At 34.8% G+C, this 25517-nt stretch carries 14 protein-coding genes; 3 read left to right on the top strand and 11 right to left on the bottom strand.

Annotated elements, in window-relative coordinates; translation table 11 throughout:
* Nucleotides 1-109: 109 nt before the first annotated feature.
* A complete protein-coding gene (locus tag ACFELV_RS05300) occupies nucleotides 110-1357 on the bottom strand; it encodes an AmpG family muropeptide MFS transporter (RefSeq protein WP_375327065.1) in 1248 nt (415 codons plus the stop codon).
* A 209-nt stretch (nucleotides 1358-1566) separates the two neighbouring features.
* Between ACFELV_RS05300 and ykgO the strand changes: the two genes are divergently transcribed.
* Nucleotides 1567-1692, top strand: coding sequence for a type B 50S ribosomal protein L36 (ykgO, locus tag ACFELV_RS05305; RefSeq protein WP_375327066.1), 126 nt, complete (start codon nucleotides 1567-1569; stop codon nucleotides 1690-1692).
* Between the two features lie 64 nt (nucleotides 1693-1756).
* Here ykgO and ACFELV_RS05310 read toward each other — a convergent pair whose 3' ends face one another.
* Entirely contained in the window at nucleotides 1757-2575 is an 819-nt protein-coding gene (locus ACFELV_RS05310; protein WP_375327067.1) for a hypothetical protein, read from the bottom strand.
* A 148-nt stretch (nucleotides 2576-2723) separates the two neighbouring features.
* Nucleotides 2724-3446 (bottom strand): ribonuclease PH, encoded by a 723-nt coding sequence (rph, locus tag ACFELV_RS05315; RefSeq protein ID WP_375327068.1) that lies wholly within the window; start codon nucleotides 3444-3446, stop codon nucleotides 2724-2726.
* A 113-nt stretch (nucleotides 3447-3559) separates the two neighbouring features.
* Between rph and grpE the strand changes: the two genes are divergently transcribed.
* Entirely contained in the window at nucleotides 3560-4144 is a 585-nt protein-coding gene (gene grpE, locus ACFELV_RS05320; RefSeq protein ID WP_375327527.1) for a nucleotide exchange factor GrpE, read from the top strand.
* 333 nt (nucleotides 4145-4477) lie between these two features.
* Here grpE and ACFELV_RS05325 read toward each other — a convergent pair whose 3' ends face one another.
* From ACFELV_RS05325 to ACFELV_RS05340, 4 genes are all read right to left on the bottom strand, one after another.
* Nucleotides 4478-7780, bottom strand: coding sequence for a hypothetical protein (locus tag ACFELV_RS05325; protein ID WP_375327069.1), 3303 nt, complete (start codon nucleotides 7778-7780; stop codon nucleotides 4478-4480).
* Nucleotides 7781-8054: 274 nt separating this feature from the next.
* Nucleotides 8055-9140, bottom strand: coding sequence for a phospho-N-acetylmuramoyl-pentapeptide-transferase (gene mraY, locus ACFELV_RS05330; protein WP_375327070.1), 1086 nt, complete (start codon nucleotides 9138-9140; stop codon nucleotides 8055-8057).
* Nucleotides 9140-10519, bottom strand: a complete 1380-nt coding sequence (locus ACFELV_RS05335; protein WP_375327071.1) for a UDP-N-acetylmuramoyl-tripeptide--D-alanyl-D-alanine ligase — start codon at nucleotides 10517-10519, stop codon at nucleotides 9140-9142. Before ACFELV_RS05335 ends, mraY begins: the two co-directional genes overlap by 1 nt.
* A 419-nt stretch (nucleotides 10520-10938) precedes the next feature.
* Nucleotides 10939-12189, bottom strand: coding sequence for an MFS transporter (locus ACFELV_RS05340; protein ID WP_375327072.1), 1251 nt, complete (start codon nucleotides 12187-12189; stop codon nucleotides 10939-10941).
* Nucleotides 12190-12968: 779 nt separating this feature from the next.
* Here ACFELV_RS05340 and ACFELV_RS05345 point away from each other — a divergent pair.
* A complete protein-coding gene (locus ACFELV_RS05345) occupies nucleotides 12969-14465 on the top strand; it encodes a UDP-N-acetylmuramoyl-L-alanyl-D-glutamate--2,6-diaminopimelate ligase (protein ID WP_375327528.1) in 1497 nt (498 codons plus the stop codon).
* 207 nt (nucleotides 14466-14672) lie between these two features.
* On the opposite strand, the gene ACFELV_RS05350 is transcribed toward ACFELV_RS05345, so the two are convergent.
* The 4 genes from ACFELV_RS05350 to ACFELV_RS05365 form a co-directional block, all read right to left on the bottom strand.
* Complete coding sequence (locus ACFELV_RS05350) at nucleotides 14673-15176, bottom strand: CarD family transcriptional regulator (protein ID WP_375327073.1); 504 nt, start codon at nucleotides 15174-15176, stop codon at nucleotides 14673-14675.
* A gap of 857 nt (nucleotides 15177-16033) precedes the next feature.
* A complete protein-coding gene (locus ACFELV_RS05355; RefSeq protein WP_375327074.1) occupies nucleotides 16034-19414 on the bottom strand; it encodes a type IV secretion system protein in 3381 nt (1126 codons plus the stop codon).
* A gap of 122 nt (nucleotides 19415-19536) precedes the next feature.
* Nucleotides 19537-22395 carry a type IV secretion system protein gene (locus ACFELV_RS05360; RefSeq protein WP_375327075.1) on the bottom strand — a complete coding sequence of 953 codons (2859 nt, stop codon included), beginning with the start codon at nucleotides 22393-22395 and terminating at the stop codon, nucleotides 19537-19539.
* Nucleotides 22396-22466: 71 nt separating this feature from the next.
* Complete coding sequence (locus ACFELV_RS05365; RefSeq protein WP_375327076.1) at nucleotides 22467-25403, bottom strand: type IV secretion system protein; 2937 nt, start codon at nucleotides 25401-25403, stop codon at nucleotides 22467-22469.
* Nucleotides 25404-25517: the final 114 nt, after the last annotated feature.

The following is a 25517-nucleotide window of genomic DNA, read 5'->3' on the forward strand; positions in this document are numbered from 1 at the left end:
ATTAAATTGACTATAACAGCTGTTAATGTTAATTTAACATAAATATGTTTAATATGTATAGTGAAAAAGCAATTAAAAGGTAAAATTTTTTTATTGATCAGTAAGGGCACTACTTCTTGACTTTTAATAAGTAGGCAATTTTTTTGAGTAGTAATAATGAAGGGAGGGTAATAATGATAATAAATAGGAAAAAATTGTGCCAACCGAGTTGCACTACAATATAGCCGGAAAGGGCAGGAAAAATCGATCTAGAAAAGCCCATCATGGCAGTAAAAAAAGAATATTGAGTAGCACGAAATTTACCTTGACATATTGAAGCTATAAAAGCTATGTATGCTGCCATGGCCATACCACCAGTGATGCTTTCAAAACCTATAGTGATAAATAGTAATAATAAGTTCTTACCATATATTTCTTGCAGAATAAAAAAGGTATGTGCTAACATATGTAATATGCCAAATAATAATAGACTGTCTATTATATTCTTTTTTCTCATAATAAAGCTGGCTATTAATCCGCCCATTATTGCGGATACTATTCCCAAGAATTTGCCAGTACTTGCTATTTCCAATTCATTATAGCCAATATGGATTAAAAATGGATTGATCATCATATTGATAAAGTTATCTGGTAGTCTATATAAAATAAGAAAAATTATTATAGTTAAGACCAAAGATAATGGCCCAACCGGCTTTAATATATTTTGGATAAAAGCGGTGCTATTCCCCCATTCTTGGTTTTTACTGCTAATTATTACGGGTGCAGGAGGATTGTTTAGGTTTAACAAGCTAATAGTTAAAATAGCTGAATAAAATAGCACGAAAGTAGCAAAAATTTTATATATACTATCCCAACCAAGATGCGCTGATAAATAAATGGCCGTCGGGCCGGAGATTAACATGCCGCTGCGGTAACCAAAAATATAGATTCCTGCAGCTGCTCCCTGTGCTTCTTTTGCAATGATTTCTGTTTTAAGAGCTCCAAGCAAGGTGTCTTGTGCTGAGCTTAAAAAAGCTATTACTAATCCTATTAAGGCAAATATTAGGAGGTTATATTTAGGGTTTATGAGACTTAAAAGAAAAATAAATACAGCCAAAAACAATTGAATTACGCAAAGCCAGGATAATCTATGCCCTAGTATTTTGTGTAAGCCCCTTAAATAGATAGTATCGAAGATGGGAGCCCATAAAAAATTTATGGAGTAAGGGAGTAAAATAAAAGCAAATATTCCTATTGTTTGTAAATCAATCTCTTCCTTAGATAACCAGTAATTTAAAGTATTACCAGTAATCAAGAGTGTAAAGCCACTAATTAAACCAAATAAAAAAATAATAAATAATTTATAATTGTTTAACATAATCTATTATTAAGTAACAAACAGTTGATAAAACGCAAGATACTCTAATAATTGCCTTAGGGCAAGCTTACTATTCAGTGAATATTTAAGTTTTAAGTTGACTGACATAAGAAAAAATATTATTGTCAACGTTTTTAATGTTATCTACTAATAAAAGCTAATTTAGTATATTATAAGCTTTTAAGTCAGTAGGGATAAAGGTTGGGTATATGAAAGTTGTAAGTTCCTTGAAATCTCTAAAGAAAAGAGATAAGGATTGTCAAGTGGTTAAAAGAAAAGGCAAGATCCTGGTAATAAATAAGAAAAATAAGAGATTTAAAGCTAAGCAAGGTTAAAGAGAACCTTGCTATAGATTGATTGAGTTTTTGTTTACGCTTACTTTACTGTAGGATAATTATGTTAGCAGGGATCATCTGACTCATTAAAAAATGGTGACTCCTGTCCGGTTAACTCCTGTCCGGTGAATATTTTCTCTACTTCAGTATCACATGGTAGGGTACTGTATGAGGCCGTTGGGCTGGGTGTCATACTATATGTCTCATCCATATTATTCCAATAACCATTACTCTGGTTTTCTGCTATCTTGTGTGCAAAGCTATATACTTTCTGCAAATACGTATCTATAAACTCCTGAGCTTTTTCTAAAGCGTGGCAGGCTTGTGTTTGTGTTGGCGGCACAAGGGATATAGCCGCAAGTACTTGCGCTGTGTTCATTTCTTCTCTGCTAGGCGGTTCTGAGCTGTTCCATAATAATAATTGGTTAGATAATTGATCAGCGGTGCTGTTTAAGAAATGATAATTGTTTAAGGCAACCTTATCTGTTAGAGTATGCTTTTGTTCTAAATGACATGCCTTAATATATTCTTCTATTGCATAAATTCGGTACATTACTGATATTGTTGGTTTGCTTTCTAATGCGTCTGCCATTACACTTGCACAACTAGCTACGATTTTATGGGATGCGATAAGATCTTGCTCTGAGTATAAGGATAAATTTCTTAGTATTTCTCCTGTCTGCAATGCCTTAAATGCCTGCAATGCATTAAATTCCTTCGGCAATTTCGTCTGCCATTCTTTAAACGTCTTCGGCAATTCCGCCTGCAATGTATCCTGCCATATTACGACCGCAGTGAACTGACGTAACTGTGCGATAAGTGATTTTAGTGTCTTATCTTGAGACTCTGCTGTTGATGCTGGCCAGCTCAGTGTGCGTTTCATATTTCCTCCTTGTGTTATAAACGCGAGCTCGCGTTATAATAGTTAATTATATTGTTGGTATAAGTTATACCTATAAGGGCAATAACATCAGAAATATAAAGAGATAATTAAGAAAATCAAGCAAATTAATAAGTTGTTAACCTTTGCATTAGTTTAGACCTAATAATATTTTATTTTGCAGATGGAAGAGCTCCGAGGTAGCGTTCTGGGCTAATTGTAACATAGAATTAAATTGCTCGGCAGTAAATGGTTTTCTTTCAGCAGTGCTTTGAATCTCTATTATATGCCCATTACTAGTGAACACAAAATTGGCGTCTACTTCTGCATTACTATCTTCAATGTAATCCAGATCCACTATCGGCTGCCCCTTATATATCCCGCATGAAATGGCAGCGACTTGCTGCAGTAAAGGATTGGTTTTTAAGATTTTTCTAGAAATTAATGAGCTAATGGCCAAATGAAGCGCTACATAACTACCAGTAATTGCAGCGGTTCTAGTACCTCCATCTGCGTTGATGACATCACAATCAATAATAAATTGTCTTTCTCCTAAAGCCCCAAGATCAATGGTAGATCTCAGAGATCTACCTATTAATCTCTGTATTTCTTGAGTTCTCCCTGATTGTTTACCTTGGGTTGCCTCGCGTTTGACTCGTTGATTAGTAGAGCTTGGTAACATGCCATATTCCGCATTTATCCAGCCTTGATTTTGGCCTCGTAAGAATGGCGGTACAGTAGGTTCATAAGTAGCGCTACAAATAACATGGGTATTACCACATTTGATAATACAAGAACCTGTGGCATTAAGAAGGATTGATGGTTTAATGGAGATATTACGTAATTGATTGTTTTTGCGTTTTGAAGGTCTCATAAACTATTTCTTCATTAAAATTGACTTGAAAATATAAAAACTTATACTATATGTAAAAAAAATAAACTTTTGCAAGAGAAAAGCGATATATGGATAATCAACCAGAAAAAGATATGGATACCCTAGAAAAAGATACGACCCTGCAGGAATTACAATCTCCTAATGATACTAGCAGTACCAAGGAAACAGAACAAGATTTAGAGTCTATGGTATGGCAAGAGAATGTAGCAGAAATTACTAACTTAAAGGGCCAAGTTGAGATATTGCAAGAGAAATTATTGAGAACAGTGGCAGAAGCAGAAAATACTAGGAAACGTTTAGAAAAAACAATTACCGATACTCGAGACTATGCCATTGTTGCTTTTGCCAAAGATTTGCTGACGGTTAATGATAACCTTTCTAGAGCTCTGGAACACATGCTCAAAGATATCAGGGATGATGAAGTGGCCAGCATTATCACTGGTGTTGAAATGACCAGGAGCGATTTAGTGAACATACTAAAAAAACATGGTTTGGAGTCAATAGAGCCAATACCAGGAGAAAAATTTGACTATAATATTCACCATGCTATTTCTCAAATTGTTTCCAACGAACATGAACAAGATACTATAATAGCGGTAATGCAAGTAGGGTATAAAATTAAAGATAGATTGCTGCGTCCTGCTATAGTGCAAGTGGCAAAATTACCGGCGCAATAATATAACTCTAGGGACCGCAAGAATTGGCGTAGTCTCGTGCCATAAAGCTAACAATTAGCCTTAAAGGTTGAAGAGGGTAGACATGTACTTATAGGTACTGCTTGTATTCCTTGGGCTTTGCTACTGCCTAACTCTTCAAGTTATAGGAATATACTAGGCTCTGTGAACTTTTTTACTTAATTTAATTTCGCTTCTTTTTTGCTGTAAATTAACAGGATTTTTTTGAAATATGACCAATATTCCTGCAAAAATCCTATTAATTGTCGCTAAAAAATAATCAGAAATGTAACTTTAAATAGAAAAGTTCACAGAGCCGGTTGTGTGAAGGAAATGTTAGTAGTCGAAATCATACAAGGTCGGTGCCACATGTATCAGATGTGTGCTCTCACATTCAGATATTGACTCCTGGGCTGCTTTCTCAAGGGTTTGATCATGTAAAATAAATTTTACAGCCTGTTCAAGTTGAGGAAGTGATTCACATTTACGTAAATAGGGTAGATGGAATAATATACTTTTATATAAATCACCGCGCGTTAACCCTTCTGGCCCGATGTTATGAGATGGTGACTTAGGGTGATTCACTGGGCTGGTGTTTAGCCAAGAAGTCTCTTTTAGTCCATCAAGAGTACCGTTTTTACACAACTTTTTCAAATGATCCCGTGTATTATATTCTAGCTCTAGTAATTTATTATTTTTGGTACGGGGATCGGACATTGATATATTATAAAGTGTAGCCTTGTGTTGAGTAATAAAGTCGTGAAGTGCGTTAAGCGACAAGAGGAACTTGTTATTTGTAGGTAATAAAGGAGGGTCTATTAGGGTAGTAAAATGGTTCTTTGGCGTTTGCAGCTGTGACGTTGAAATCCTATCTAGCTCTTCATGTTCGTTCTCTATGAATACTTCTGGGTTGATTTCACTTATAGTTGCTAGGGGCCTGTAATATGTGTTCGGTGGATTAGTAGATATCACAAATTCTCCAAATACTGTAAGCTGTTCAAGGGAATAACAGTCATACAGTGTTTTTATATTATGAAGTGCGGTGTTGTATATGGAACATACAATCCCTTCTTTAAGTTGGGCAAGTGAGCAACCATTATAGGATTGGGATAGATCATCCATCATAAATGTTGTAAGTTGTTCAAGGGAATGACAATTATACAATTTTTGGATGTTGTGAATCATACACTCGAATAGGAGCAATCCTATACATTCTTTAAATCGTTCAAGTGTCTGATAGTCATATAATATTGTTATATTATCGCGTATATTCTCGTAGAGATAAGTTATGATAAAATCTTTAGAGTGGTTAAGTACCGCATACCCATAAATCATATTTATATTATTCAGTATATCCGCGTATGTCAGAGGGTCTATAGGGATATTAGGCGTGGCAAGAAAATTCCTATCACACAATTTTTTTATATCCTCAAATGTTTTCTCCCGTACCGGTAATATCAAAGATTCGTTAAGGTCATTATCACATAACATTTTCATATTATCAAATGCACGATAGTATATAAAAGACTCTATAAGCTCTATCACTACCTCACCTGTCTCATCGGCACATAATGTGTTCATATGATGTATGATGCTATCGCATGGAATACTATTTACAGTGTTCTGGAGTGCGTCAAGGGGGCTCTTGAATTCTGTATTAATATTAGGATCTAGTACAATAGGTGCTGTTATTTCACTAACGTTGTGGCCTGGAACGTGGTTATCTGCTATTGTATTATTAGGTTCTGGGGTTTCATCCCTTTCTATATTTATTACCTCACGCTTCGCTCTTCGCACGATTGGGGCTGGGGCAGGAGATTCAGTGGGTATTTCGCATATATTGGTTGTGGTATAATATAGAGGTAGCGGTAAGATTTCCTGAGCGCCTGTACTTTGCTCTATATTTTCTATACTGCTGTTATTTCTCAATACTAATGTGGCTGGAGTTTCTTGTGGTATCGTATTATTGGTTGTTGGAGTATGTTCCTTGGCTTTCAAGGGTGGTTTTTTCATTTTATAAAAGTTTCCCGTGCTTACGTACTGCAGTGTCGGAGCTGCTCTCTCTTGCGCCTGGCAAATGAAATTCAATTCTTGAAATCCATTGAGCATATGAGATATAGGAGACGGCAGGATTTCTTGGATGCCAGCACCTTTGTTTGCTATATTTGCTAGTTGTCTCTTGCTTCTATGCGCTAATGTGTTGGCAGTTTCTAGCATCGTATTGTCTATATCTGTTTTTAAAACCGGAACTGTCAAAGCGTTGAATTGGTTGGGTAATGTAGAAGTTTTATTTTGCTTTATATTGCCTACCTCACTTACTAGCCGCTCGACGTAAGGCAGCCTAACTGGCGCTATTGCAGTGGCAATAGTATGTTGTTGTTTAAGTAGAGTTAAATCTGCTGAAACAGAACGGGACATTTCTAGCGGCGATTCCAAATTCTGTTGTGATTTAAGCATAGAGAGTAAAGGAGTACTGTCTTGTTTTCCATCTAATATATATGGGCTGAGGAATCTCCCTCTATTACCGGTGTGAAAAGTTTTTTGTTGGATAGAGAGAATAAATTTACTTAGTCTAGTTGATATTAGATTGTTTAATATCTTATACGTAATATTGAGGTTTTGGTTTATTATGGCTCGCATTTTATAGTGCAAATGGGATGCAAAGCCAAGGCTAGTAATGTCATACATCTTTTGGGTGCATATTTGCACTTCTATCTTCTGTAGCGCTGGGTTTACTATTACAGTGTGTAGTGATTGATACCCATTGCTTTTAGGGAAAGTAATAAAATTCTTGAACCTGCCTAGGATAATTTTATAATCATTATGAATAGTTTGTAATATTTTGTAACATTCAGTTTCCTTATTGGCTATTATTCTCACTCCAATAATATCGAATAATTTCTCTACCTCACTAGACTTATAAACTGTTTTCTTCCATATTGAGTATGGGGATTTAATGCGTCCATATATTTTATAGCAGATATCTATACGAGATAGAATATTATGTAAATTATTAATTACTTCATTATTCAATAGGTCTCTGTTGAGATATTGCGTTTCTAAAGTAGAATATATAAATTTACTGATTTCCGGTTGTAATATTTGAAAACAAAGATCTTGTAAAATAGTCTGGATATCTTCTAACCTTACTGCTTTTAATAAAGGGACGTAAATATCGCTTATTTCTAATGCAATAAAATAATATTCCATATATATTATTTTTGTTGAATATATTATTTTATGCAATAAATAACTAAATCTTATGAGTAAGATTCTGATAGCTATATCTTGATCTAAGGATAATAATAGTTGAAAAGTGTCCTGCTGTTTATTAGAATAATATCTATTATAAATTTTAAACAGTTTGCTTGTTGCTTTAAATAGGGCAATTATTTCAGTATTATCATATTGAGCGTCTATTAGTTCTGAATTATGTTTATTGGCACTAAAAAACAATAAAGCAGTAATAACAGCATTACTATCAGGATATATTGAGGTAATTATTTTGGCTATTTTTAAGGCATAGTTATCATTACTTTTATGAGATTTAAAGTTACAGTGAATAGCTAGTTTAAGCCTCGCTTCATCAAAGTTAGGGTCAAATTTTTTAAGTGTTTCTGTAATAAATTGGACTATCATAACTAAAGCCAGTGAGATTAACGCAATTAAGAGATTCTTCTCTTGCGTGCTTGAATTGAGGTTCTAAAAGCGGTAATATATTAGTGCCTAGGGTTGCACTAGGCTCGTGGTTATATTAAATGTTAGTGCATAGAATCAACAGACCGTACAATCAGTTGTGCATTGCTACTAATTTACAACCAGTTTTAAGGTTTGTCCAGTAATATAAGAATCTATTACCTAAATTTTAATAATTTAAATTTGTGTTAACGTTGTGTACTGTGGAATATATAGCTTATCTTAATTTGAGTGACGATAAACCAATTAATGCAAATATTATCGCTATAATCCAAAAACGTATTACTACCTTTGATTCTGGCCATCCTTCTTGTTCAAAGTGATGATGTAATGGAGCCATTTTGAAAATTCTTTTCCCCCCAGATATTCGGAAGTAATATACTTGAATGATTACAGATAAAGTTTCAATGACAAATAACCCGCCGATAATTGCTAAGACAATTTCATGTTTAGAAATCACGCTGATTGCTCCAAGTGCTCCCCCTAAACTTAAGCTACCCGTGTCTCCCATAAATATTTCTGCCGGCTGTGCATTAAACCATAAAAATCCTAGGCTAGCTCCAACAATTGCAGTGCAAAAAATTGCTAATTCAGAAATATAGGGGACATAAATAATTTGTAAGTAATTTGCATAAAAATTATTACCAGCCAAATAGATAATTAGAGCAAAAGATGCAGCCGTAATAGCGATCGGGACTATTGCAAGTCCGTCAAGTCCATCAGTTAAATTCACGGCATTGGAAGCACCAACTATAACAAACATAGAAAATGGTATATAAAATAGTCCTAAATCAAGAACCAAATTCTTGAAAAAAGGTATACTAAGTATATTGTTATTTGGATTATTAACGCTATTTAATAACAAACACGCGGTGAAGCAAATAAGTGCTTGAAATAATAATTTCTTTTTTCCGCTAACTCCTCGATGATTATTTCTGGTGATCTTGGAATAGTCATCAATAAATCCTACTATTCCAAAGCTAATAAATATAAATAATGCTATCCATATATATTTGTTAGTGAGATCAGTAAATAATAAAGTGGAAATACAAACAGAAAGAATCACCATGATTCCCCCCATGGTAGGGGTGCCTATTTTTAATTTATGTGCTTCGGGGCCATCATCACGAATCGGTTGACCATGTTTCTGAAGATTGTGCAAAAATTTAATTATACGTGGTCCTATTAAAAACGAGATAAACAAACTAAATAGCATAGCAAGGCCCATACGAAAAGTAATATAATGAAATAGATTGGCAATATGTGAGGTGTGGATATAAGGGGCTAGTAGGTTATAGATCATTACAATACCTTAAAAATCTGTAGAATTTTATACAGTTTAATACTCTTGGAGCCTTTTATTAAAATTAATTCATTACCACTAAGCACCTCCTGTATGTTGTTTATCAATGTATCTACATTATCAAAATGATGTTTTTCTATATGATGAGGAAGTAAATCATATATATATCTTACATAATTACCAACTAACAAGACTAGTTTAGCCCCGGAATCAATAATTAAAGGCGCTATCTCTTGATGTAACTTTACAGAATTTGTTCCTAATTCTAGCATATCTCCCACTATAGCTATTTTTTGTTTATGGCTCAGTTGTTTGAAATATAATAAAGAGGCTTTAAGGGATTCTGGGTTAGCATTATAATAATCACAAATAATATCAAAATTTAAATTATTATATTCAGCTTTAACCATTTTACCACGCCCCTCAATAGGGGATATTTTTGTCAGCTGCTTCACTGCTACTTCTAGATCTTTATTGAGTAGTGATGCTACTTGCAGAACAGCAGCGTAATTTACTGCATAGTGTTCTGGTATAAGCGGCATTACAATATCTAGGTTCTGAGCCAGTATGTTATTAGAGACCTCATATTGTAAATGTACGTTTTGACCTTGATTTTGATATAGTACTAACCGGGATTTTGCACTCAAGGATTTGCCAAAAGTAAATATATTCTTTATTGCTAGTTTTTGCAGATTATCTAAAACTCGATGATAGTATTTATTGTCTATATTTATAACAGCTATCCCACTTTTCTCCATTCCCTCAAAAATCTCACACTTAGCATCTGCAATCTCAGCGCTAGAGTTAAAAAACTCAATATGTGCTTCTGATATAGTGGTAATTACAGCGATACTAGGTTTGACCATTTTGGTTAGTTTTCTAATTTCTCCTACATGATTCATACCTAGCTCAAATATAGCATATTCTATATTATCAGGCATAGAAGCAAGGTTAATCAGTACTCCTAAATAGTTATTAAAATTACCTCGACTGGCAAAAACTGGGCTAAAGCAACTTAAGATAGTGTTAATTGCTTCCTTAGTGCCCGTTTTACCGCTACTGCCAGTAACCGCAATAAAGGTTGCTTGTGATTTTTGCCGCTTATATTCAGCCATTTTAGTTAAAGCCAATAAGGTGTCTGCAACCATAATAACTTTATTTGTATCTAACCCTGGTATTTCCCGGCTGATAATTACGGCATTTGCCCCCTTAGCAATAGCATCTAACACATAATCATGGCCATCGCCATTACCTTTAAGAGCAATAAAGATATCTCCTTCTAATACATCATTAGAATTAAATTGTATTTGCCGTCCCCAAATATTAGGGTGTATTGCTATGTTTAAGCAATTACTTAAGTTTTGTGCTGACCAAATCATTCTGTTTCTATAACATGTGATAATACAAAAAATATATTGATTTCTGTATAGTTAGCAATTTATTTTTATATAAATAAAGTGAATATATCATTAATTGTTAATATATGCGTTTGATGTTTTTAATACCAGGTTGCTTTCAAGACAGTAATAGGAGTATGAGTGGTGAGGCGCACGGAACCTAGTAGATCTAGCTAAGCACGACGAATCTCGAAATACGACGACCTAATGTGAAGAAAGCAACTTGGTATAAGTTTATTTTATCTTAATAGACCTCTTGCATAACCTAATCTAATTGGTAATTTTGTTGTCAAAACTCGTCTCCGTTCCTCACGTACAATTTAAGTACGCAGCTCGGCTCGACTTCGTTTTTCCTAAAAATTCCTCAGTTATCTTTAGGTTATGCAAGAGGTCTAATGTATTTATGCCTGTGTGCTACCTTTTTTTAAGGCCCATATAGTCACTATCGCAGTGATGGCAATATATATAGCTACCGATATAGAAGTGCCGGTAAAATGCCAAAGAGCAATACAAAGGGCAGGGGTAAAACGCCCTAATATCGAGCTTCCTATCGCATTGCTAATACTAGAGAGCAAATATTTATCGGATGCTGGTAATAAATTATTAACCCATATATTAAGAGGACAGGCAAAAATTACTCCTAACACAATAATCCATACACGAATGAAAGTCACATACCAAAAAGAAGCATTATCCACAAACCACCATAAGGGAATAATAGTAATCGATAAAAGAAGAGCGCATATATACATTACTCTACGAGGAGTGGATTTGGCCACCCCCCAACCTATCAAGGGGAATATTGCAGCAAATAGAGCGGCATCCACAACTAATAATAACGTGTTATATGTCATCATTTCTTCGAATGTTATTGAAGTAATCAAAGGGATAAGACTATTCATCACTATAAAAGGTATGGCATAAGTCATATACGAGAAACCATTCACCACCGCCACATAAAGAATATTCATCTTATTATTAATAATTAAACTTATAGTATTGCTGATAATAGTATGTATTTGCACTTTGGGCTTAATTGATATTGGGATTTTCGTTAAGTTCTTTCTTAAGTAATATCCTATAATAGCTGTACTACCACCAAAGATGAAACATAATCTCCAATATTCAGTAGCATTGAAAATAATCAAGAGTGTGCTCATGAATGATGCAATAATAATGCCTAACATGGTAGACAATTGGTATAATGTCGACGCTCTTAAAGCTTGAGTATAAGGTTTATTTTCTAAAATATATAATTTTGCAATAGAAGTTTCGCCTTCTGCAAATATTCCTTGTAACATTCGTGCAATAGTTAACATAAGAGGTGCGATCCATCCTATCGTCTCATAAGAGGGAATAACACTCATTAATATAGTAGCAATAGCAACCCCTATTAATGAATAAGATAAAGCTAAAGGGGCCCCCCATTTTTTTGCCACTATACTAAAAATTATTGCACCAGCCGGTCTAGTAACTATTGAACTTGCAAGAACGCTATAAGCTAAAATTAAACTGACGATCGGGTCATGGTGAGGAAAAAAAATTTTTGATAGGAGCGGGGCAATAAAACCATATATAGCTGTGTCAAAATGGTCTAAACCATTCCCTATTATAATTGATAAATCTTGTCTTGTGAGTGAAGAGTTTGACATAAAATTACTATAATACATTCTGGTTAGTTAATTATGGCTAAGTTACAATAGACTTCTGTCGAAATTCTACTTGAGATGGTAATTTGGACAATGAATCTAGGCTCAAATCCTCACCTACACTTACGTACGCTGCGGTTTGAAGCGAAGAGCCCTATTCAAATTCCCTACCAGAAGCGAGCTCTAAAAGAAGTCTAATATTTCAGCCCCGAGAAGAAGAGATTCTTCTTGAACTAATAAATTTTTGCTGTAGTCTAATAAAGGCTGCTTGTACTTCTGGCGCTACAATTTTGGGGTTGTGTAAGTATAGTTGTATCATTAGCTTTTCTATGTTCATAAAGATATTATAAAAACTTAATTAAGGAATCATGATGAATCTGTAATTTAAAATAGTTCATTATATTTATCTTATAATTGAATTACAATAGATAAATAATAAAAGTGAGAAATAAATTTAGGGAGGCAGGTGCGGTTGACAAAATTTTTTAGCTAAAATAGGGTGATTTATTGGTATATCTAAGGTCTGTTGACAAAATATAACAGGGGTTGTTTATAGATTATTTTCTGGATTGTTAGCTGTGCTCGCAATGACGTTTGTAAGGACATAAGTTACACTTGTCTAAGAATTGTTTAAGACTTTTCCAGCTTCAGGGTATGAGTTTGAAATTACCCTGGCAGCATTTGGAGGAAAATACTGCTTGCTCTTAGCAGACTTTTATTTTACATTATAATTTTTTAATAAGAATATATTCCTAATCACTAGGATCAAATTGCATAAACCCTTGAACCACTTTTATTCTGCAATAAACTCTCAAGAAATTACTGGCTTAGCTTCGGATTCTCGGCTAGCCCAGGCAGGGGATATATTTTTTGCTATCAAAGGCCTCACTATTGATGGTAATAATTTTATTGATGCCGTAATAAAAAAGGGGATAAAATTCATTGTCACCGACAATCCTGCCTCTCTAAATAATCCAAATATTGCTACTAATAAAGTGAATATAGTGCTAGTAGAAGATGCTAGATTAGCTTTGTTAGATGCAATTAATATTTTTTATCCGTTATTACCTCAATATAGGGTAGCAGCTACCGGTACCAATGGAAAAACTTCTGTAGTATCATATTGTCGGCAATTATATTCATTACTAGGCCATAGTAGTAGTTCAATTGGCACTATGGGGGTTGAATATTCCCCTCCCGTTCATCTCCCCCTTATTCAAGAAATTTTAGATCAAGCCCCTATTCTTACTACTCCCGATCCTCTAACGATTAGGCGAATTTTTCATATCCTTGCAACGAGTAATATTCATTATATTGCTTTTGAAGCTTCTAGTCACGGGTTGCATCAGCAAAGATTAGATGGTATAAAAGTACAAGCTGCATGCTTTACTAGTTTTAGCCAAGATCATCTTGACTACCACAAAAATATGGATTCTTATCTTTTGGCAAAATTAAGGTTATTTACTAACAATCTCTTACCATCAGGTGTGGCTGTTATCAATTCGGAAATCAAACAATTAAGGTTTGTTCAAAATTATTTACAAGCACATAATATAAAATTTTTAACTGTTGGCAGAGGGGGCGATGTAAACATTACCAGTACCAAGCAATCAATTTATGGCCAAAATATTCGCTTTACTTATAAAGAGCAAAGCTATAATTTTGATACTAGTATAATCGGAAGTTTTCAAGCTGCTAATTTACTAATTGCAGCAATGATGGTACAGCTGACTGGTTTTCCGTTCATAGAAATACTCTCAAAATTACCGAAAATTAAAGCTGTGAAAGGGAGATTGCAAAGAGTTAGTAAGGATAATAGCCCTTACCATGTAGTAATTGATTACGCTCATACTCCAGAGGCATTAGAAAAGACTTTGCTAGAGCTTAAATCTATCAAAGAAACTACTGGTTTATTAAAAGTTATATTTGGTTGTGGAGGAGGAAGAGATATGACAAAAAGATGGCAGATGGGACAGGTAGCTAGCAAAATAGCAGATCAAATTATTATTACAGATGATAATCCTAGGCATGAGATCCCTGCCTTAATAAGACAACAAATTATTAAAGGTATAGGTGATAATAATTCTCATTATCAGGAAATAGCAGACAGACAAGAGGCTATTACTCACGCTATAACACACCTTAATAAATATGATATTTTATTGATTGCCGGCAAAGGTCATGAGGAGTATCAAATAATTAAAGATAATAAAATATCGTTTAGTGATTGGCAGGTAGCTACCAAAGTGTTAGATACAATAAAGATGATAGGAAAATAAAATAAACTAGTTTTAATTATGCTGCCTCAATGCAATAGAAGAATAATTATCTTACTATTGCATTAGCTCATACCATTTCCCAAAACCGAATTAGCACTAGGAGTACGAGTGCCCGCTACCTACGCGTACAGACGTATACGTGAGGAGCAGAAAATCATGAAGTACGACGAACGTAGATAATTAGTTTTCGGAAATGGTATCATTTGTTTACGCGGCAATTTTGTCTCTTAATACTTCTACTAATTTACTAACTGCTTCTTCAGATTTGATATTTTCTAGTATAGCTAATTCTCCTGCTAATCTATTTAAGGCTGACTCGTATATTGTTCTTTCGCTATACGATCTATCACTATCAACATTTTTATATAGATCTCTTACTACTTCGGCGACCGCGACCACATTGCCAGAATTTATTTTACTTTCATATTCTTGGGCTCTTCTACTCCACATCCTATTACCTTGCTTAGGCTTGCTTTGAAGAGTAGAATATATCAAGAGTAAATCATTTTTACTCACTAGCTTCCTGAGTCCTGCTACCGCAGCTCTATTGACCGGTACTTTTAAAGTCATTTTATCTTGAGGGAACAATATTACGTATACCTTGATGGTAGTTCCAGCTATAACTTGATGCTCTATATTCATTATTTCTCCAACTCCGTGAGATGGATACACAATTCTTTCGCCTATGTTAAATTCAGATGATGTTGGCATGCTTACTCCTTTCCATTATAAAACTAGAATAGACTCTTTAAATATTAAAAGTCCTAAAATTCTATAAGTAAAATTCTAGGTCCTTGCTGTGGTATTTTATGCGGCAAATGTCAATTAATTTCTTACAATAAGTAGACCCTTCTGCCCGTTTTCTATGTTTTGAGTCAAGATATGCCAAAAAGTCTGGCTAAAATATTGCTTCTAGCTAAATTGACTTTAGTTCTCACTAGGATCAATTTGTCTATAGCCTACGGTAGTTTTGCTGAGTTCTGTGAACATTTTTATCTAATGATCGATTTTTGTTGTTATTTTCATTTTCGAATCCTCGCATACACCCTAGTGCGCTACGGTTCTGTAAGCGAAAATACCTATATTACATCGAAATGCTCACAGAACCTAGTAACCCTATAAAATTTTACAGAATTTTTGTTGTGCTCATATATTATCTATACGGCACCTTGCAACCTGACTTTAAAATTCCAATATCCTGAACTAAATCACATTAACTATAGCTTTTGTGTATTATAAACCAGCACTAAATATTAGATTGGTGCAAAAGATGAAAGCCGCGTTGACTCTTTTGTACTCATCAAATCCACCTCCATTACTATAAGAGAGGTTTAGTATCTCTAAAATTATGAAGATTATGCTCTTTACTTTTGCAAATTGACTACCAAAATCGTAAGGAATGCGAGCATATAATTAAAGTATAGATTAGGCCAGATGGTTTGCTTATACTTATTATAACATACTTTAATAAAATGATAAAGTATAAGTTACAAAAAATATAGTTCTCCCAAATCTTAAATATTGCAGCGCCTCACAATAGAAGAAGGGGTATTCTAATTGTCAAGCGGTTATTTAGTTGAATCTGGTTTAACATATTCAGACATTTTGGCGTCCATACGATATATATTAATTTCCCGAATGTAATCTAGAGTTTTTTCTCTAATAAATTGTTTTCTTTTTTCAATGTTTTCTAATACTTTAGTGCTATAATGCAATTTATCCATAGTCGCTGCGTCTACATCCAGCTCCTGATTAATATTACGGGCAGCGTTTTCATATATACTTTTATAACGCTCTTCTCTTCTTATATATCTGTCCTGCTTAATTAATTGTTCCTGCTTCTTATAAATTTGATCTATCATATCCCGCGTTTGTTGATCTGTTGCTTTCTCCCGGATAAACCTTTCTCCCATTAAGGCCGGTTCTATTTCATGACCATCCTCATAATCAGAACTCAACTTATTATATATTTCTTCAGCAAGTTGGGCCTTAGCTAGCTTTTCATAAGATTCAATCTCAGAATATCTTTGCTGCTGGGCAAGTCTTGCTAAATATTCTGGGGATAATATGTCTTCTTGAACCTTCCTAGTTTCTCTATTAATTTGATTGTTTAACTCCTGCGCTTTTAGTGCCCTGGCCTCATCTTGACGAATTTCACGATGAGTTCTTAGCCTAGAGTCATTATAATTAAAATCATGATATTCAGCACTAGTCAGATTGCCCTCAATAGCGTCTCGTACCTTCTTGCCAACTATAGCCGTAAGTAGATTACGTTTTATACCGGTCCAAGTTTCATAAATTTGTTCTCCTCTATCCTTACGCTTCGCTTGACGTAAGTTTTCTTTAGTCTTTTTATTATATTGTATTTCTTGTAAGAGACGTAAGGCATAGAATTTTTTGCCAAAGTAACCAGTGCCTCTTTGTGACATTGCAGCGTGAGATGCTACATAAGCCTCTTGGAAATCTCTAGTAAATTTTGCATCACTTGCTAATTCTCTTAAGGTGCTCTTAGTATCAAGTTTTATTAAAGCATCCATCTCCTGCTTCTGACTCTCATTCAAAGCATTATAAGATTTTTCATATTTAAGATGGGCTATACTATCCCGTAAATCAGTGTAACTTTGGTTTGCTAGTTTCGTAGCCTTTTGACTAGCATTAGCAATTTTGCCTTTATTTAAAATAGATTCAATAGCTTTCGTATAATCTTCCCCTGCATTAACATTCACGTCACTATAATCTATGCCGTAATTTCTTTTAACTTCAGCTAGAACACTAGATTGCACGGCATTAGGATTTAAGGCATCTAGGGCTACTTTTTCTTGCATGCGCTCTTCAAACGGTAGAGAAATATGCTTATAGATCCAGGGGTCTACAAAGCTACTAACTCGTTTCTTAGTACTGTTAACAACATAATTCATCGGCCTATCTATCTGCTTCTCTATTGGGGCATAAGCTAGCTGGCCTACTGGTTCTAATCTAGTAAGATTACCACTTGTATTTGATAAGAAACGAGCAACTGCCACAGCTATGTCATTAAATTTTGTCAGTAGATAAATACATGCAAAAATTAAAAATAATCCATCTAGCTGAACAAATCTACCGTTAGCAAAACTGTCAATCCGTGCCTGATCCTTAGGATCATTGGGATCTAAAAATGGCCATTCAACATATCTATTTTCAATACATTCATAAGCTAGACATAGTTTACCTGCAGGCGTCCCATCAGGTATAGTATGGTCTACAGGTACTAGTATATTAGTTTTGAGAGGTGGGTGTTCCCTTTTTAGAGGTGATGGAAACCACCAATAAAAGAATGAGCCTTCAATACTACTATCTAAACCTTCATTTCCCTTAAAAAGCTCCGTTATAGTTCCTAAACGTGGAAAATCATGCTTACACACTGCAAAACCTAAGGTAGAATATATTTCGGTTCTAATAAGAATCGCAATAAAAGCAAGCCCGGTAAATAATATGATAGGCTGAATTGCATAACTGATTAATTGCCTTAACCAATTCTCAAATAAAGAACGAGTAATACCAAAGAGCATAAAACAAATAAATATCGGGGCCATTGTGATAATCATCCCAATAGTTATCAACGCGGTAAGGTATATAATAGTAGCCTTAAATATCAAGGTGAAGATAAAATATAGAGCTATCAAATAGAAAAATATATAGATAAACCCTAGCGGATCTACAAATAACAGCGAAAAGAGCTTTGCCATCGTTTGGGGAGCGATCATTAGACCGATAAGGCTTGAAGAACCTGGCCCAGTGGTACTTGTCTCTTTTATTATCCGCAATATTTCCTGCACTCCATCGACAAAATACACAAATAAATAATCGTTAAAAAATTGCCAGCTCTGACTAGAACTTAGTAAAATAGATACTATAGTGATTTTTAGTACTCTTACTATTAATTCAGTATGGCTCATGTTAACATTGCCTATGAGAAAAGAAAATCCTGTAAACATGACATATAAGGTCAATAAAGCTGAAACTGTAAGTCTATATCCTGGGGTTTTAATAATCTTTTCATATACAGATTTCACTATTCCGTCTTCCGGCGTGTACGGATTTGATGATGCTAGTTGTTTTTGATCCGTGTCAGATAATGATTGCTTTTGATTATTACCAAATAATCGGGCATATTTTTTTTTCGTGCCAAATAGTTCTGCTGTTATAAGATTGGTAAGAAACTCAAGAGGATCGGGCCTTGTATCACTAACCCCTGACTTAATCACTATGCGATATTGCCCATTATTATCATCATAAAATTTATCTAAAATCTTAAAATATAGTGGACATTGAGAATAGTTAGCGCTTTTCGTCTGATCGTGCTCATATTGATAATTTATTCCTCCTGCTGGTACTAATTCCCCTCGTTTAGTTAGATCATACAAATTATAATCCTTCCGGGGCTCTCCTAAATGCCTAGTAATGCCTTTAGGGGTACGTTGAGTTGATTCTGAGATATTTGGATCAGTACCCCTATCAGCAATTAAGAAATATAATCCTACCCCATTCTTCAATAAGCACGGAGCGTTATCAATATCTGCATCTTTCTTCTTTTTGGTAGGACACATTATCCCATCTCTAAAATGACATTCAGGCAGTCTAAGGCAAAAATCAGATAAAGTATGGAAATTCTTTTCAGTCCCATACCAAGGGCCCCACGCTGATAATTCACTCTCATTATTTTGATCACCCTTCCGGTAGTCCCAAGTTTTTACTAATATCGTTAGGGGTTGACCGTTAACTTTATACTCGCTATCAACCCAAGGAGCTGTTTGATTATCTTGCTGCTTAATAGATAGTTGTTCTTTCGGATATCTTGAAGAAATAATGAATTTGATGAAGCCAAAGTCATCAGCATCAATACACCTATCGCCAGTACAGCCTGAAAGGAAAAATATAGAAATTAATAAAGTGGTAAAAAATTTTTTCATGTATCAAACACCTAGGTTTAAATCACGTTATACTGGGCTTTATAAAAAATATTTAATATGATCAAAAAATGATTAAACACAAGATTAATGGTTCACTAATCTTTATTAGCTCATCCTGGATCCTATGTATCTCTATCATTCCGTGAAGCAAATATTTTGTCTAGATAGTTTTTTTTCGTACTGCCCTGAGGGCGTTTTGCCGTATAATTCTGGTCTATAAACTTCTCTTTCAATATTCTAGCAGGTGCCAAGGCCACATTCTTGACTTTTGTGACACCACCTGTGATATCGTCGACTATAGAAGACGCAGGAGTATCAGGCTCTTGACGCTTGCCTTCTCGCTTGGCAGGAATGACATTTGTTAATTGTGCAGCAACTATCGTAATATAATGTACTAAACCTTTAGACATTAAGCAAAAAGAATAAAATAGTAAAGCGCTGCTAAATATTACTAAAAAGGTCCCTGTATTACTTCTAAAATTTTCGAGAGTAGTAAGTGGGATAGGATTAGGAATAAAGAAAGGTATGCCAGGGAAAAATGGTATTTCAAAAGAAGGAGTTTCAAATGGTATGCCTAAATAATGTAAATCTAATCCTATCCTTATAGGAATTAAGATTCCCCAATCAGCACTAACCACAGTTTTTAAGAGTTGTTCCGATATAATTTGATCTATTAATAAAAAAAATATTAATAATATACTGGGTTGTACTACATAACTAAATAACGTTGAGATCCAGTTATCAAAAATAGTTTTTGTTTTCTCAAATAATAGTAATATGAAGAAAAAAGGTGCTAACGATATCATCACTGATATTCCTACATATGCTACAACATAACTAACTATTACTTCTAAAATTGCTCTGAAATACAGGGTTAAAGAATATATCACCATCAGAGCTATAATAGTAAAGCCATTATTGATTTGTAGTAGTTCTATAAATAGCAGCAGCCAGAATTGCCCATTTGTATATCTGGCAAATATTGGGTCAATAAAACCAAAAATATTGGCATTATTGCTAGTAATGCCAACGACATTTTTTGCTATATAGTACGTACCATCCGTAAATATACTAAATAAATAAGTATTAAAAAATTCCCAACTATTTTCTTGTACTAAAGTAACGATTAAAGTTATTTTAAAGAGCCTTATTAGCAAATCCTTAGCCGTGATTTTGACCACCCCTGCTAGAAATGATAAGGCATAAATAGAGACATATAGTATTAAGGCCAGTTTGCTAATTCGCACTAATGATGGATTGCGAGCTAATTTTGTATAGAAATCTTTAGTAATTTGATGGAATTTTGTAATGATTGGCGACACTATTTTGGTAAATACAATATCTGAAAACCAGGTGCTACCAGTATAAGCTGCATATTTTACATTAACTACCCCGCTCACTTCAGGATTAGGATTCTCTACCTTGAGCCATAAATAACCAGAATTTTGAGCATCAATAGAGGCATTTTGGTCAATTGTTATGCCAGGAGTTGAAGCAGTAGGAGTTGCTTCACCGGCACCTACTATCACATATTTAACGTGAATATTTTGTTGTTGTTTTGCGGTAAGCTCGCCTTTTTCCCCATTACCCACTTCTACCTTCATAATATAACGGCCAAAATGTAGATAGTGAGCCCCTAAATCTTTACTTTTAAACCTACCATGTAGCTTAGCAATACTAGCTGGAGCACCCCAGTCTTGCATAAAAGTGCTGGTTGTTGTGTCAAACATACCTTGAGCAATGTGCCAGTCAGTTGTAAAATTTAAATTTCCTGTAGTATTAGATTTATAATATAAAAAATATTTATTCAGCTTAGTAGAATATGCAAAACTCTCTGCCTGGCTCTTGATAATGGTGTCATTCACCCTTATATTCATTCCTCTTCCTTGATCATAATAACATGCTGGGCTATTATCTTTATCATTTCTTCCTTCAGGGCAACTACTTATAAGAGATAGCAAGCTATTGGTTAAGGTATCACCTAATGGTTTACCAACAAGCCCCATCCTATCATTATCTTTTATTAATGCCTTGCCGTCAGTAGTAGTTTGGCATAGAGAAGTTCTACGAGGATCAAGAAAATCACATACTTCTTTGGCAGAAGAATATATTATTTTATTTATAAGATTGCTATTAGTATAAAGCATTGATAGAGCAATAGGGGAGGAATCAAGTTCTGAAGCTAATATATTTGGATCAGCATCTACTACAAAAAAATCATCCGCGTCTGTCAGAGTAATATTGATTACATCTCCTGGCTTGATTAGAATTTTTGGTGACTTAGAAGTAAAATACTCTACATATTGTGGCATTAGTGCTAATGCCAAGTACGGATAATCTTTATCAGGCCCCGTAGTAGTAAGAGCTGGATAATCGGTGGCTTCATATTTGTTAGTTTGCGGATTAAAGCGTTTAATGAATATTTGGGGTTCCTTAAATCTGGGATCAATGCGATAAAGTACTTTATATTTGTTGCTGTTTACTGTAGTGGCCCCACTAGTATCCCAATCAAATTTAATAGCTTTATTTGCTTCTACTTGTTGGTTAGTAGCAATCCAATTTGATTGTGTTAGATCTAATAGAGCATTACCTTCCTTCATTCCACTATCTAGTGTGTCAGGAACTGGTAAAGCATTTTTATATCTCTCATTGAGTTCATTGATATCATTTTGCATCCATTCCATTTTATCCTTATCAACCGCTTTAGTAGAATAGGGGTGTAATAAAGTTACAATTATAATACAAGAATATAAAAACCATTGAGAGTATGGAGAAGTCAATTTACAAGATAAATTGCCCCGCAGCTTGTCCCAAATCTTAGACGTTGAACAAGTTAACTTGTGTAATAAAAAGATATAAACGCTGGAAGCTTTGATATTGCCCTGTACCAATCCAGAGGTCAAGAATAGATTACCCATAAGCAATAGCTGACGCTTTACTATTAAGCCTATACACAAAATTTTATAACTCAAACCTTTCATCTTACCTGTAAATTATTTTTTTGTAGAGAAAATTATTCACTAGACCCTTCTTCACTGTCAATTTTTGAGTCTTACCTTCTCTTATTAGTATTAAGCTTGTTTCTATCTTTCTTTGCTTGGTCAATTGCTTTATTTCTTGCTTTTAGTCGCTCCTTCGCTGCCCCGGTAATCTCCCCTCTAGTTTTCTGGTCTAATCCCACTTTCCCTAAAGCGCTTTGTCCCATAGATGAGGACATTGTAGCGCCCATATAAGTTGCAAGAGGTCCTCCCCCTTCCGTTAACTTTGCTACCATTTTACCGGAAAATTCTACATAACCATACATACCATAAGCAATAATAATTAAAGCAATAAAATGTTGCATATTTACTCCCATCAGCCCTGAGCGATAATCCATTCCCCAAGGTGCAAACCAGCTAATACAGAAAATTGGCATATCCAACCAGGCTGGGTTAAGACCTCCTATATTAGGTATAGGAAATTTGAAAGGTAAAGCACATTTCCAGCATACACTAAATCCAAGGGCAAAATCTAAATAAATTGTAAATAGCTGCGTCATTATAATAATACCCGCCATTAGAATTAGAGGTTCTACCATATATCTAATAGTAAATCGCACCCAATTCTCAAATAAATATCTAGTAAAATCAAAAAGCATGAAGGTAAGAAATAATGGGGCTAGCCCGATTAAGACTGCAGTTGCCATAAATGCCATAATATATACTGCTATAGCTCTTAGGGCGGTGATCACCACTATTGCAACAGCTATAAAAGTGATCACAAAATATATTAACCCACTCATCCCCATGGAAAGAAAAGAGAATAGTTGCGCAGAAAAAGTTTTACTAAATAATATTTTACTCATTACTGCATCTAAAAACATGAACGGATTAGTAATAATCAGCTTAGCGTCAGTACTAGTACTTGTGAACATGCTATAGCCGGCCATATTAGACATTACACCATCAGAAAACTGCCGAACAATATCAAATATGTAAGTATTGAAGAACTCAAAAGTACTATCATTCATTAAACCGCTAACTATTGCAATTTTTACTATTCTGATTAGTAAATCCTGGTGACTAATCTGTACCATACCTAAGAGAAACATGGCGCCAAAAGTCATAACATAGAGAATTAACACAGCTTTTATATAGGTGAAAAAGTTAGTACAGTTAGACTTGCCGCCATAACAAGTCATATTCTTAAAAACTGTTGTTGATGCATCTTGCACTTTCTGTTGTAATAATTTAAATAATGGAGTAAGAATCTGCCGAGTGAAACTTCCTACCGGTTCTGAAGTAAACATCTGTACTTTATATTTGCCATAACTTTCTTTATACTCTTCCTCTTTATTATAAATTTTCATCCAAACGTTGCCAGCTTGGCTCATAATCGCTTCAGCATTACCTTTATCATCACTAGGTTTTAGTTCATAAGTAGCATATGAACCAGTGGTATTAGGATCCTCTCCCCCTGGCACTATCTTATATTCAATCTTACCACGCGCCTGTACGACAGGATCGTCAAAGCTATTGCCATTAATTCTGCGGCATTTAGTATGTTTTATACCTAAGACGTAACCGCCAGTATGTTTGCTATAATCCTGAAATTTGGACCAGAAACGATATTGTAAATAGCTGCTTGCTGCAGTGGGATTTGTAGCTATTTCATTATAAATCACCTGGTATTTTTGATTGTCAGAACGGCTATTATTTAGAGCTTGATAAAATTGATCAGCCTTCAGTTGAGCAATATAATAGTTCGATCCTAAAGGCTCACCCGTAGGATTTTGATTATTACTTACTCTATATAAAAGCCCGGTAGGAGCAGCAAACCAAAAATATCTTTTCTTTTGATAGTCATCACTTTGTATAATATCTTTATTTTGAAGGGTTACCGTGTCTGCACAGTGGTGTTTAGTGTCAGTCGGAGGGGTAACAATAGAACATTGGTAATCAGCAGTGCCCAATTTTTTATTAACATTATTAATATCTTGATCTAGCGGCAAAGTAAAATATCCATTATCTTGGTAAGGTTCTGGTGCATCTCTCATCTCATTCTTCCAATAAGGCTGGGTCCTGCTACAGGTATCCTGCCACCAGGTCCAATAATCATCAGTATCAATACCAACAGCCTTCCCTACATCACCTGCATTACATTTGCTCTCGTCTGTATGACAATAAATCTCATGAGGATACGGTATAGCTCTAACACAACATATAGTACCATGGTCCTGCGTCTTATTTACACAATTTTCTGGCTTAGAACATTTCTCATCCCAGCTACAACCACTTACATATTTCCCAGAATACATCGAATATCTACCACATAATGGAGAATATTCTGGTTTTCCTTCTCGACAATCTGCTTGGGTCATACGATTTTTATAGGTCGCGCCATCTTTATACGAGTCAAAGATATTTTGCACTTGAATGCTAATAGCGGAAGCTTGATCAGCCTTTTGATTGGGAAGAGTAGCTACTACTACCCTGTCATTATAATATAACTCTGCGATATTGCGCCACCCGTCAGTTTTGGCGTTAAAAATTAAAGGCAGCGGGTCGGCATATTCATCTTCTACTCGAGGGATAGGAATCCGGTTATTCTGAGTATCTAGATCTGATGGTTGGACAATATTATTTTGGGGTACATATGCCTTACATAAGCTTATATCTCCCTCTATTTTGAACTTAACTTTTTGACCTTTGATCACACTAAGCCCTATATTCAACCATTTCCCATAACTAGTGGGATCGTATTCAAGTGAAACTCCTTGCGCACTACTGGTGCTTGGGGTAGCTTTAGTAGTATAGTTGGCAGTAGCATTAAGCATTACAGTATTGGTAATACTATCAGATTGTCCTCCCTTAGCATCAGGGTCATACCGACGGAAACAACCATCAGCTAGCTTGACAGAACCTATCATTGCTAGAACCGCTAGAATCATGCTAACTAATATAGCAATTATCGCTAATATGCCTAAAATTTTAATTAACTCGCTTTTCATACTATAATATCTGAATTACCCTGTTTACTCTTCTGAGTTAAAGAACTGGTTTCGAAACATTGCAGGGAACTTGCGTGCTTATTTACGTATACTATTATTTGCACACTCGCTCCT

This window comes from Candidatus Tisiphia endosymbiont of Nemotelus uliginosus (genome assembly GCF_964264835.1).
In the GTDB taxonomy this organism is placed as follows: Bacteria; Pseudomonadota; Alphaproteobacteria; order Rickettsiales; family Rickettsiaceae; genus Tisiphia.

What these genes read in the sequence shown, in the direction of transcription:
- grpE (WP_375327527.1), top strand. Translation starts at nt 3,560, where the DNA reads ATGGATACCCTAGAAAAAGATACGACCCTGCAGGAATTACAATCTCCT.
- ykgO (WP_375327066.1), top strand. Translation starts at nt 1,567, where the DNA reads ATGAAAGTTGTAAGTTCCTTGAAATCTCTAAAGAAAAGAGATAAGGAT.
- ACFELV_RS05325 (WP_375327069.1), bottom strand. Translation starts at nt 7,780, where the DNA reads ATGATAGTCCAATTTATTACAGAAACACTTAAAAAATTTGACCCTAAC.
- ACFELV_RS05300 (WP_375327065.1), bottom strand. Translation starts at nt 1,357, where the DNA reads ATGTTAAACAATTATAAATTATTTATTATTTTTTTATTTGGTTTAATT.
- ACFELV_RS05360 (WP_375327075.1), bottom strand. Translation starts at nt 22,395, where the DNA reads ATGAAAGGTTTGAGTTATAAAATTTTGTGTATAGGCTTAATAGTAAAG.
- ACFELV_RS05335 (WP_375327071.1), bottom strand. Translation starts at nt 10,519, where the DNA reads ATGATTTGGTCAGCACAAAACTTAAGTAATTGCTTAAACATAGCAATA.
- ACFELV_RS05365 (WP_375327076.1), bottom strand. Translation starts at nt 25,403, where the DNA reads ATGAAAAGCGAGTTAATTAAAATTTTAGGCATATTAGCGATAATTGCT.
- mraY (WP_375327070.1), bottom strand. Translation starts at nt 9,140, where the DNA reads ATGATCTATAACCTACTAGCCCCTTATATCCACACCTCACATATTGCC.
- ACFELV_RS05340 (WP_375327072.1), bottom strand. Translation starts at nt 12,189, where the DNA reads ATGTCAAACTCTTCACTCACAAGACAAGATTTATCAATTATAATAGGG.
- rph (WP_375327068.1), bottom strand. Translation starts at nt 3,446, where the DNA reads ATGAGACCTTCAAAACGCAAAAACAATCAATTACGTAATATCTCCATT.
- ACFELV_RS05310 (WP_375327067.1), bottom strand. Translation starts at nt 2,575, where the DNA reads ATGAAACGCACACTGAGCTGGCCAGCATCAACAGCAGAGTCTCAAGAT.
- ACFELV_RS05350 (WP_375327073.1), bottom strand. Translation starts at nt 15,176, where the DNA reads ATGCCAACATCATCTGAATTTAACATAGGCGAAAGAATTGTGTATCCA.
- ACFELV_RS05355 (WP_375327074.1), bottom strand. Translation starts at nt 19,414, where the DNA reads ATGAAAAAATTTTTTACCACTTTATTAATTTCTATATTTTTCCTTTCA.